This window comes from Paraburkholderia sp. (assembly GCF_026225065.1).
Taxonomy (GTDB): Bacteria; Pseudomonadota; Gammaproteobacteria; order Burkholderiales; family Burkholderiaceae; genus Paraburkholderia.
The window spans coordinates 1-10,991 of record NZ_JAMFSB010000349.1 but is presented as its reverse complement, the minus strand read 5'-3'; the positions used below and the strand labels follow the sequence as shown (position 1 = coordinate 10,991).

10 protein-coding genes and 1 pseudogene are annotated in these 10,991 nt (G+C 62.0%); 9 read left to right on the top strand and 2 right to left on the bottom strand.

The genetic code is table 11. The features are described 5' to 3' along the window. Window positions 1-683: ABC transporter permease (locus M0954_RS24120; protein ID WP_297355925.1), on the top strand; the 683-nt coding region annotated here is incomplete at its 5' end. A gap of 16 nt (window positions 684-699) precedes the next feature. Beyond that, complete coding sequence (rbsK, locus tag M0954_RS24115) at window positions 700-1,653, top strand: ribokinase (protein ID WP_297355923.1); 954 nt, start codon at window positions 700-702, stop codon at window positions 1,651-1,653. 106 nt (window positions 1,654-1,759) lie between these two features. Here rbsK (M0954_RS24115) and bla read toward each other — a convergent pair whose 3' ends face one another. Beyond that, window positions 1,760-2,632 (bottom strand): class A beta-lactamase, encoded by an 873-nt coding sequence (gene bla / locus M0954_RS24110; RefSeq protein WP_122158488.1) that lies wholly within the window; start codon window positions 2,630-2,632, stop codon window positions 1,760-1,762. Between the two features lie 137 nt (window positions 2,633-2,769). Here bla and M0954_RS24105 point away from each other — a divergent pair, with 137 nt between their 5' ends. Next, entirely contained in the window at window positions 2,770-3,105 is a 336-nt protein-coding gene (locus M0954_RS24105) for a DUF2322 family protein (RefSeq protein ID WP_122158489.1), read from the top strand. A 134-nt stretch (window positions 3,106-3,239) separates the two neighbouring features. Here the strand turns inward: M0954_RS24105 and zapE are convergent. Continuing rightward, window positions 3,240-3,656: pseudogene (gene zapE / locus M0954_RS24100) on the bottom strand (cell division protein ZapE); the annotation flags it as partial. A gap of 246 nt (window positions 3,657-3,902) precedes the next feature. Here zapE and deoC point away from each other — a divergent pair. From deoC to M0954_RS24070, 6 genes are all read left to right on the top strand, one after another. After that, complete coding sequence (deoC, locus tag M0954_RS24095; protein WP_122158490.1) at window positions 3,903-4,913, top strand: deoxyribose-phosphate aldolase; 1,011 nt, start codon at window positions 3,903-3,905, stop codon at window positions 4,911-4,913. A gap of 13 nt (window positions 4,914-4,926) precedes the next feature. Continuing rightward, entirely contained in the window at window positions 4,927-7,323 is a 2,397-nt protein-coding gene (locus M0954_RS24090) for an aldehyde dehydrogenase family protein (protein ID WP_297355921.1), read from the top strand. A gap of 50 nt (window positions 7,324-7,373) precedes the next feature. Continuing rightward, on the top strand, window positions 7,374-7,853 hold the full coding sequence (locus tag M0954_RS24085; RefSeq protein ID WP_122158492.1) for an RbsD/FucU family protein: 480 nt from the start codon (window positions 7,374-7,376) through the stop codon (window positions 7,851-7,853). Then, on the top strand, window positions 7,850-8,809 hold the full coding sequence (gene rbsK / locus M0954_RS24080; protein ID WP_123388108.1) for a ribokinase: 960 nt from the start codon (window positions 7,850-7,852) through the stop codon (window positions 8,807-8,809). The genes M0954_RS24085 and rbsK (M0954_RS24080) overlap by 4 nt, the downstream gene beginning before the upstream one ends. Window positions 8,810-8,903: 94 nt before the next feature. After that, on the top strand, window positions 8,904-9,932 hold the full coding sequence (locus M0954_RS24075) for an ABC transporter permease (RefSeq protein ID WP_133893452.1): 1,029 nt from the start codon (window positions 8,904-8,906) through the stop codon (window positions 9,930-9,932). 117 nt (window positions 9,933-10,049) lie between these two features. Beyond that, window positions 10,050-10,991, top strand: a 942-nt coding sequence (locus M0954_RS24070) for a substrate-binding domain-containing protein (protein ID WP_297355919.1), incomplete at its 3' end; no start/stop codon positions are given.

The following is a 10,991-nucleotide window of genomic DNA, read 5'->3' as shown; positions in this document are numbered from 1 at the left end:
GGCCGGCGCTACCCTCGGCCTTGCTCGGCATGGCGGGCGCAACCTTGACGGGCTGCGTGACCGGCACGATCACCGTGGCGTGGCGGATTCCGTCGTTTATCGTGTCGCTCGGCGTACTCGAGGGGGCGCGCGGCGTTGCGTATCAGCTGACCAACTCGCGCACGGCCTACATCGGCGACGCGTTCGACTTCCTCTCCAACCCGATCGCGTTCGGCATTTCGCCTGCGTTTCTGATTGCTATCATCGTGATGGTCGTTGCACAGTTCGTGTTGACGCGCACGGTGTTTGGCCGGTATCTGGTTGGCATCGGCACGAACGAGGAAGCGGTGCGTCTCGCGGGCGTCAATCCGCGGCCCTACAAGATCGCGGTATTCGCGATGATGGGTCTGCTCTCCGGCCTCGCGGCGCTGTTCCAGATTTCACGGCTCGAAGCGGCGGATCCGAATGCCGGCTCGGGCATCGAATTGCAGGTGATCGCAGCGGTGGTGATTGGCGGAACGAGTTTGATGGGCGGTCGTGGCTCGGTGACCAGCACCTTCTTCGGCGTGTTGATCATCTCGGTTCTGGCCGCGGGTCTTGCACAGATCGGGGCGACCGAACCCACCAAGCGCATTATTACAGGGGCCGTCATTGTCGTGGCGGTCGTGCTGGATACCTATAGAAGCCGGCGTCGCGCCGCATGATCCAGTCATTCGGCGAATGATCGGCAGGAGAGAGAAAGTGTCGAAAGAAGTGAAGCAGGGCCGGGTTCTCGTGGTGGGCAGTATCAATACCGACCTGGTGGCGCGTTCGCCGCATTTGCCGCGGCCAGGCGAGACCATCAGCGGACATGAGTTCTCGCAGGTTGCCGGCGGCAAGGGCGGCAATCAGGCGGTGGCGGCAGCGCGCATCGGTGCGCGGGTGGCGATGGTCGGATGCGTCGGCAAGGATGCCAACGGCGCGCAGCGCGTCAAGGATCTGGAGACGGAAGGCATCGACTGCGCGGGTATTGATGTCGACCCGGCACAGCCTACCGGCGTCGCGATGGTGACGGTCTCGGACGACGGGCAGAACACCATTGTCGTGGTCGCGGGAAGTAATGGCCAGCTCACGCCGGATAGCGTCGCGCGTCACGAGGCCGCAATCAAGGCTTGCGATGTCGTGGTTTGCCAACTGGAAACGCCATGGGATTCGGTCTACGCGACGCTCAGTCTTGCGCGCCGCTTAGGCAAGATCACGGTACTGAATCCAGCGCCGGCAACTGGGCCTTTGCCTGCTGAATGGTTGCCGCTGGTTGATTACCTCGTGCCGAACGAGGTCGAGGCCGCAATCCTCGCCGGCCTGCCGGTCGAATCGGAGAGTGGCGCGAGAAGGGCGGCGACAGAGTTGCAACGCGGCGGCGCGCGCAATGTGATCGTGACGCTTGGGTCGCAAGGTGCTTATCTCTTGCTGGAAGGTGGCGAAGGGAAGCACTTCCCCGCGCCGCAGGTTCAGGCAGTCGATACGACTGCTGCTGGGGATACGTTTATTGGTGTATTTGCCGCGCAAATTGCTGCGCGGCAGCCGCTCGAAGGCGCGATCAGTCTGGCGCACCGGGCGGCCTCGATTTCAGTCACGCGCGCTGGCGCGCAACCGTCGATACCTACGCGTGCGGAAGTGGAAAGCGCGGCCTGAGACGGATCGTTCTTTAAGAATTTCGACGTAGTAAATTAGCTGAGACGGCCTGCGGTGCCGATCGTATTGCTGTGATAGCAATGTCGATTGCGCAGGCCGGCTCTCTTTACGCGCTGCGCTTGGCCCAGTCGACGAACGCCGCGCCAACCTCGCGCAGGACGGCTTCGCGGCCGTCCATGTCGACATACGGTGCATCGTAATAGGCCGCGACAAGCAGGGGCGCTCGTCCTGGTGGGCGCACGATCGCGTAGTCGTTTGTTTCTTCTTCGACGCTCGTTCCTGGCCGGTCTGCGGCAACCCAGTCCGTCGGCAACGCTGCGCGGATCCTGTCGAGGCCTGGCTCGCAATCAATCATCCAGCTTTCAAGTTGTTGACGCGACTGCGCGCTTAACACATTGCCCAAGAGAATTTTGCCGACTGATTTCGTGATCGCTTTGGGCGTGGTCGTGTCCCGCGCGCCGCTATATTGGTTGGAATCCGGTTCATAGCGATCCGAACGCGTGACGGTGTCGCCGAGGCTTCTAACAAATTGGGTCAGCGCGGGAGGACCGCCAGCGTCTCTCATCAACAGGGTCGCCGCGGTGTTGTCGCTGACTTCGACGATAGCCTGGCACATCGCACGGACCGACATGGCGCCTTGCGCGACATTGGCTTTCGTTACGGGGGACGTGAAGATCAGGTCCTTCTCCGTGTAATGCACGAGGCGGTCCAGATTCTCCTTGCCGGCGTCTACGCGTGTGAGCACCTGCGCGGCGAGAAGTCCTTTGAAGGTGCTGCACATCAGGAAACGCTCGTCGGCCCGGTAAGCGAGTGTTCGGCCTGAACCGGTATCGATGGCAAATACACCAAGGCGTCCGCCGTGACGGCGTTCGATGTTGTTGATCGGGTTGGTGGCTGCGTAAAGCGGAGTGGTGACTCCGCTTCCGAGCAGGAACGGTAGCCCGAGAGCCAGGCGCCGACGCGTTATAGAGATGGGCAAGGAATCGTCCTGTTAGTTAGAAGTTTTCTGGTGCGCATTCTGCGAACCTGTCGCCGGGCGAGCTTGCGCGATGTGCGGAATCCTATCGGATAAGATACCGCCGCAACGTTCACTATCTAACCGATGGAGCCCCTTAAGTGATTCAACCGAGTAACGTATTCAAGGACAATCTCGCTCAACTGCCTCCGATCGACGGCATCGAGCGCATTGATCTGCTGGACGGCAACGGTGCCGTGGTGGCAAGCATTGAGAACAAGCCGGGCAAGCAGGGTTCGGTCGCGGTTTACCATTATCTGCAGCGGGTATTCGGCGCGCTGGATGCCAAGGCAGCCGAGCACGGCCTGGCAGTATTCGCGGAGCATACGGCCGACGCACGCAGTCGTCCGGGTGCACACCCGAACGTCGACCATCTGCTCGTCATTGTGGCGGGCGGAGAAGCGCTGCGTATTGAGGTGGTTGCCGCCGCGGCCTGAGCGTCCAACAGCAAAGCAAGCGGCATCTCTCAGGTGAGGGATGTCGTTATCTCGGACGACACAGCTGGGTTATCGAAAGGATTTCGATAGGTCCTTGACTGCATTTCGGCTAACCGGCTCAGCGTGCGCGACAGATCGTGCGCGCCATCGAAATGCACCACCGCGAAGTGCCGCTCTATCCGCGCGATAGTCGGCCCGAAGCGCTCATGAAATTCCGGATTCGGTAGCAGGCCTTGCAGCGCATAGTTCGAGGTCAGCACGATACGTGTGCCGAGTTCGAGCGCGATCTCGAGGAAACGGCCGATCAGAAACGCATCGGCGATATCGTGCACGTGGAATTCATCGAAGCAAAGCAACTCAACGCCGTCGAGCCACTGCCGAGAGGCCGAGCCGAGACGGTCGTCGCCACGCGGTTCGTTGACGAGCCGCCGGTTCATCTCGCGCAGGAATTCGTGGAAGTGGATGCGTCGCTTCACGCCGTCGGCCAGCTCGAATACGGTATCGACGACGAGGCTTTTGCCGCGTCCAGGTAAACCGTAGCAATAGACGCCTGATGGCTATCCACCCAGGCGCCGCTGCGGGCTCAACAATACCTGCTCTCCCAGTACAGCGCCTAGTGGAAATACCGATGGGCAAACCAGCGACCGCCCGGCGGTTGCCGATGCGCGCCGGTTTCACAAGCACGATATAAGGAAATGATCGTAACGAAGCTTGTTACGATCCTATCATTCGATGTACGATGGTTGCGAATAAACCATCACCGGTTGCTGTGCACTGCACAAAATCACGGACGACTCATGCCTGAAGCTCCATCTTCGTCTTCCTCGGTCATCGCGCTTCGGCGCGGCGTGGCCGTTCATCCCGAACGCAATCCCGGCGTACCGTTCGACGCCGCCTGGCTCGACGGCCTGCGTGTCAATCAGTCTGCAGTCGAGCGGCGCACCGCTACGCTCGGCACGCGCCGTACGGTCAAGAAAGATGCACAGGCCGCCTGGCTATTGAAGGCGGTCACCTGCATCGATCTGACCACGCTGAGTGGCGACGACACCGAAGGCCGCGTGCGGCGGCTCTGCGCAAAAGCGCGGCAGCCGGTGCGTGCCGATATCCTCAGCGCCCTCGGCATCGCACCGCAGACCATCACGACTGGCGCGGTGTGCGTGTACCACCGTTTCGTGGCCGCAGCGGTCGATGCATTGCAGGGTAGCGGCATCCCGGTAGCAGCGGTGTCCACGGGCTTTCCTGCAGGTCTCATTCCGCATCCGCTCAAACTGAAAGAGATCGAAGCCTCGGTCGCCGACGGCGCGCAAGAGATCGACATCGTCGTCACGCGCGAGTATGTGCTTACGGGCAACTGGCAAGCGCTTTACAACGAGGTGCGCGATTTCCGAGCGGCCTGCGGTCCGGCGCATCTGAAAGCGATTCTCGCCACCGGCGATATCCGCACGCTCTCGAATGTGGCGCGCGCATCGATGATCTGCATGATGGCGGGCGCCGATTTCATCAAGACTTCAACCGGCAAGGAAGGCGTAAATGCGACGCTCGATGTATCGCTGGTGATGGTGCGCATGATCCGCGATTACTACGAGCGCACCGGCATCCTGATCGGCTTCAAGCCGGCGGGCGGCGTCTCCACCGCGAAATCCGTGCTCACGTATCAGATCCTGATGAAAGAGGAACTGGGGCGTGCGTGGCTCGAGCCGGAGCTGTTCCGTATCGGTGCATCGAGCCTGCTTGCCGACATCGAACGCCAGCTCGAACATCACGTGAGCGGCCGTTATTCCTCCTTCAATCGTCACCCCGTAGCCTGAGCAGACCGATCCCATGAGCGTAGCCGAATATTTTTCTTCGATGGAGTACGGTCCCGCACCCGAGGACGATCAACCTGCGCGCGCGTGGCTTGCGCAGCACGAGGCCAGCTTCGGGCATTTTATCGGCGGGGCATGGCATGCACCGGCTTCGGGCGAGCGTTTCGAATCGCGCGAGCCTGCCACGGGTGAGTTGCTCGCGCATGTCGCCCAAGGCGATGCGGCTGATATCGATGCGGCAGTCACCGCCGCTCGCGCTGCGCAGCCTGCGTGGCTGGCGCTCGGTGGCGCTGGGCGCGCGCGTCATCTGTATGCGCTGGCGCGTATGGTGCAGCGGCATAGCCGCCTCTTCGCCGTGCTCGAAGCGCTCGATAACGGCAAGCCAATTCGCGAGACGCGCGACATCGACGTGCCGCTGGTCGCGCGTCACTTCCTGCATCACGCAGGGTGGGCGCAGTTGCAGGACAGCGAGTTTGCCGACTTTGCGCCGCTGGGCGTGGTCGGCCAGATCGTGCCGTGGAATTTCCCGCTGCTGATGCTCGCGTGGAAGATCGCGCCGGCTATCGCAACCGGCAATTGCGTCGTGTTGAAACCCGCGGAATACACGCCGCTTACCGCCTTGTTGTTTGCGGAACTGGCGCATCGCGCCGGTTTGCCTGCAGGTGTGCTGAATGTTGTCACCGGAGATGGCCGCACCGGCGCTGCGCTCGTCGAACATCCTGATGTAGACAAGCTCGCCTTTACCGGTTCAACGGAAGTCGGCCGGCAGATTCGTTCGGTGACAGCCGGTTCCGGCAAATCGCTGACGCTCGAACTCGGCGGCAAGTCGCCGTTCATCGTGTTCGACGACGCCGACCTCGACGGCGCAGTCGAAGGTGTAGTGGACGCCATCTGGTTCAACCAGGGGCAGGTCTGCTGCGCCGGTTCGCGTCTCCTCGTACAAGAGGGCATTGAAGCGCGCTTCATCGACAAGTTGAAGCGGCGCATGGAAACACTGCGCGTGGGTTCGTCGCTCGACAAGAGCATCGATATGGGCGCGATCGTCGATCCGGTACAGCTCGAACGGATTCAGTCGCTCGTGGAAGCGGGCCGTCTTGAAGGCTGCTCGGTATGGCAATCGCCGGATGCCGCCGTGCCGGGTCAGGGTTGCTATTACCCGCCCACACTCATAACAGGTGTCGCGCCTGCATCGACGCTCGCGCAGGAAGAGATCTTCGGCCCCGTGCTGGTGACGATGAGTTTCCGCACGCCGGACGAGGCGGTCGCGCTTGCCAACAACACGCGCTATGGACTGGCCGCGAGCGTCTGGAGCGAAACGATTGGCCGTGCGCTCGATATCGCACCGCGTCTGCAAGCGGGTGTTGTGTGGGTCAATGCAACCAACCTGTTCGATGCGGCGGTCGGCTTTGGTGGCTATCGCGAGTCGGGTTACGGGCGTGAAGGTGGCCGCGAGGGCATTTACGAATATCTGAAGCCGCGTGCGTGGCTTAAGCTCGTTGAACGTCCTGCTCGCGTTGCTAACGGGCGCGCCACGGCGGACTTGTCGCTCGCCACCGTTGCGAATGTGACGCCAATCGATCGCACCGCCAAGCTGTTCATTGGCGGCAAACAGGTGCGGCCAGACGGTGGCTATTCGCTGCCCGTCTATGGTTCAGATGGCGCGATTGTCGGCGAGGTGGGCGACGGTAACCGCAAGGACATTCGCAATGCCGTCGAGGCGGCGCGCGGTGCAGGGAAGTGGTCGCAGGCCACTACGCACAACCGCGCTCAGGTGCTTTATTACCTTGCCGAGAATCTCACAGTGCGAGGCGACGAATTCGCGCGGCAACTCGTGGCACGCACTGGTGTTGACCAGGCCGCCGCACACGCGGAAGTCGAAGCAGCAGTGACGCGGCTCTTCACCTACGCGGCGTGGGCGGACAAGTTCGACGGCGCGGTGCATACTCCGCCGTTGCGTGGTGTCGCGCTGGCAATGCACGAGCCGCTTGGCGTGATCGGCATTGCCTGTCCCGATGAGGCGCCGCTGTTGGCCTTCGTCTCGCTGGTGGGACCGGCGCTGGCGATGGGCAACCGCGTGGTGGTGCTGCCGAGCGAGACGTGCCCGCTGACGGCGACGGATCTGTATCAGGTGGTCGAGACATCGGACGTACCTGGCGGTGTGTTGAATATCGTCACCGGCGAGCGCGCTGCCTTGCTGCCTGCGTTGGCCAAACACGATGACGTCGACGCGCTCTGGTGCTTCGGCAGCGCGGCGGATTCGACGCTGGTCGAACGTGCGTCGGTGGGCAACCTCAAGCGCACTTTCGTCGATCATGGCCGCGAGTTCGACTGGTTCGACCGCTCGACGGAAGGCCCGGCCTGGCTGCGTCAGGCAGTGCAAGTGAAGAACATCTGGATACCTTACGGAGACTGACCGTCGAACCCTTATCCGATGGCAGTCCGCTAGAACATGGAGAAGACACTGTGCTGAAGAATCTGGACCCGCTGTTGAATGCCGATGTGCTGTACGCGCTGCGCGCGATGGGCCACGGCGACGAAGTGGTGATTTGCGATGCGAATTTCCCCGGCGACTCCGTTGCGCGTGCAACGGTGCTGGGCAAGCTGCTGCGCTTCGACGGCGCGGATGCGGCGAGCGCGGTTCGTGCGGTGCTGTCTGTCATGCCGCTCGATAGCTTCGTCGACGATCCGGCGCTGCGCATGGAAGTGGTCGGTGAGCCGAACACGATTCCCGCCGTGCAACGCGAGGCGCAAGCCGAAGTGAACGCCGCTGAAGGGCGCGACGTGCCGTTTGCTTCGATTGAACGCTTTGCTTTCTATGAGCGGGCGAAGCAGGCCTATTGCGTGATCGCGACCGGCGAGCAGCGTGGTTACGGCTGCTTTGTGTTCAAGAAGGGTGTGTTGCTAGCGCCGGACACGCCGAGCGCGACGGAGCGCAGGAAATGAGTACGCAGTCCCAGGCGAATGGGCGCGTCGTCATTCTCGGCATCTATGTGACCGATCTGACTTTCCGCGCCGAGCGTATGCCGCTGATCGGCGAAACCATCGCCGGTTCGTCCTTCGCGATGGGCCCGGGAGGCAAGGGCTCGAACCAGGCGGTCGCGGCGGCGCGCGCTGGCGCGCAAGTGGTCTTCTGCACGCGCCTCGGCAACGATGCGTTCGGCGCGATTGCGCGCTCGACGTGGGCTGCCGAAGGCATCACTGCACGGGCCATGGCTGTAGAAGGTGTGTCGACGGGTGCTGCGCATATTTTTGTCGACGAGACCGACGGCAGGAACGCGATCATCGTTGCCTCCGGTGCTGCGGGCACGATGAACGCGAGCGACGCCGACGCGATTGAAGCGGATATTGCCGCTGCGCAGGTGTTCGTGACGCAACTGGAGCAGCCGATCTCTGCTGCGCGCCGTGGGCTCGAAGTGGCGCGCCGGCACGGTGTCACCACTGTGTTCAATCCGGCGCCCGCGTTACCGCTCGATGACGATATTTTCCCGCTGTGCGACTACATCACGCCGAACGAAACGGAAGCCACTGCTTTGACGGGCGTGCCGATCCAGAACGCCGACGATGCGCGGCGTGCCGCCGACGTGTTGTTGGCTAAAGGTGTCGGCACGGTGATCGTCACGCTGGGCGAAGCAGGTGCGCTGCTGCACTCGGCCACGCGATCGGTGCTCGTGCCAGCGTTCCAGTGCGGTCGTGTTGTGGAAACGGCTGGCGCAGGCGACGGCTTTACGGGCGGCTTTGCTGCTGCACTGGCACGCGGCGCCGATCCGGTGGAGGCGATGCGCTTCGGCTGTGCACTGGCAGGCATCTCCGTCACGCGGCCGGGCACGGCGCCTTCGATGCCGACCTTGAGCGAAGTGAATCAGGTATTGAGTCAGTCGGGCCAATCGGCGTCTGCGTAATAAGCCTGCGCATCAACTGTGCGTTGGTGATGCATTAAGCGCACCTCAACGGCTCACTGAAGTTCGATGCAGTTTGAAGGAGTCTGTCTTCACCATGAAGTCCTCGTTCGCTGTTGGAAAACTGTTCTCCGACCGGCAGTTGAATTTCCTGCTGATCGTCAACGTGCTTGTCGTGCTAGTGGCCACCGGCCTCTCGCACGGCCAGTTCGTAGATATCGACAATCTGCAGTCGATGGGCAGCCAGTTGCCCGAGTTGGGCCTGCTCGCGCTCGGCATCATGCTCTCGATGATCTCCGGCAATGGCGGTATCGACCTGTCGGGTGTCGGCCTTGCCAATCTGTCAGGCATGGTTGCCGCGTTGGCGCTGCCGAAGCTCATCAGCAGCGATGCTTCGCCCGTCGCCTATACGGCGCTCTTCTGTGCGATCACCGTCGTCATGGGGCTGCTCGGCGGCTTCCTGAACGGCATCGTGATTGCGAAGCTGCGGCTCACTCCCATTCTTTGCACGCTCGGCACCCAGTTGTTGTTCACCGGCATTGCTGTGGTATTGAGCAACGGCGCCTCGGTGCCGGTCGAGTATGTCGATCAGCTTTCGGATATCGGTAACGGCACGTGGTTCCAGGTGCCGATCTCGTTCGTGATCTTCATCGCCGCGATCATCGTGCTCGGCTGGCTCCTCAGGCGCAGCCCGTTCGGCTTGCGGCTGTATCTGATGGGTACCAACCCCAAGGCGGCTTTCTATGCCGGGATTCCGCGCGACCGCATGCTGATCGTGACTTACACGATGTGCGGCGTGCTGGCATCTCTTGCTGGCCTGATCAGCGCCACCCATACATCGAGCGCAAAGTGGGACTACGGCAATTCGTATCTGCTGATCTCGATCCTGATTGCGGTGATGGGCGGCGTGAATCCCGCCGGCGGCCGCGGCCGCATCATCTCCGTGTTTTTCGCGGCGACGGTGCTGCAGTTCCTCGCGAGCCTGTTCAATCTGCTGGGCGTGTCGCAATTCTTCGGCGACTGCGCGTGGGGTTTCCTGTTGTTGCTGTCGCTGGCGTTCGGCGGTGGCGAGCGGGTCAGCGCGATCTTCGGTTTCACGCGATCCGATCCGTCCACGCGGCGCTAGCGAGCGTTAGCTTGAGCATCGGCACATAGGCAAGGTTTAGTACACGGCGTACATCGGGGCCCTGGATGTCCGCAACCGTGAAGCAGGGCGACATCGAAAGAAAAATGGAGACTTGGTATGAAACTGACTCGATTGAGCGCCGCGATCGCCGCGGGCGTCCTCACGGTAGGCGTGGTCGCTGCAGCGCAGGCGGCGAATAATGTCACGATCGTGACAGTGGTAAAGGTGACCGGCATCAACTGGTTCAACCGGATGGACGAAGGCGTCAAGGAATTCGCGAAGGACAACCCCGGTGTCACGGCCTATCAGACCGGCCCGGGCCAGGCGGATGCAGCCCAGCAACTGAAGATCATTGAAGACCTGGTCGCCAAGAAGGTCGATGCATTGGCAGTGGTGCCGTACGATCCGCCGACGCTCGAACCCGTGCTGAAGAAGGCGATGGACCGCGGCATCAAGGTGGTCACGCACGAGGCTGACAATGAAAAGAACACCATGGTCGACATCGAAGCGTTCGATAACACGGCCTACGGCGCCAATCTGAACGAACACCTTGCTTCGTGCATGCACGACGAAGGCAAATGGGCCGTGCTGGTGGGCTCGCTCGGAAGCCGTTCGCAGGTTCAGTGGGCCGATGGCGGGATCGGCAACGCGAAGGCCAAGTATTCGAAGATGGATCTGGTCGAGCCGAAGCTCGAAACCAATAACGACGGCGAGCGCGCCTATGAAGTCGCGAAGGAAGTGCTGCGCAAACATCCGGACCTGAAGGGCTTCCAGGGTTCGTCGTCGCTGGACGTGATCGGCATTGGCCGCGCGGTTGAAGAGGCGGGTCTGCAGGGCAAGATTTGCGTGTACGGCACGGGTCTGCCGGGTGAGGCGGGCAAGTTCCTCGAAAGCGGCGCCATCAACGGCATTTCGTTCTGGGATCCGAAGGTTGCGGGCATGGCGATGAACAAGATCGCATTGATGTTGATCCATGGCCAGACCGTGCATGACGGCGACAATCTTGGCCTGCCGGGCTACACGAAGGTGACGGTGACCAAGGGTCCGGGCAAGGGCATC

What these genes read in the sequence shown, in the direction of transcription:
- M0954_RS24075 (WP_133893452.1), top strand. Translation starts at nt 8,904, where the DNA reads ATGAAGTCCTCGTTCGCTGTTGGAAAACTGTTCTCCGACCGGCAGTTG.
- M0954_RS24090 (WP_297355921.1), top strand. Translation starts at nt 4,927, where the DNA reads ATGAGCGTAGCCGAATATTTTTCTTCGATGGAGTACGGTCCCGCACCC.
- deoC (WP_122158490.1), top strand. Translation starts at nt 3,903, where the DNA reads ATGCCTGAAGCTCCATCTTCGTCTTCCTCGGTCATCGCGCTTCGGCGC.
- rbsK (WP_123388108.1), top strand. Translation starts at nt 7,850, where the DNA reads ATGAGTACGCAGTCCCAGGCGAATGGGCGCGTCGTCATTCTCGGCATC.
- rbsK (WP_297355923.1), top strand. Translation starts at nt 700, where the DNA reads ATGATCGGCAGGAGAGAGAAAGTGTCGAAAGAAGTGAAGCAGGGCCGG.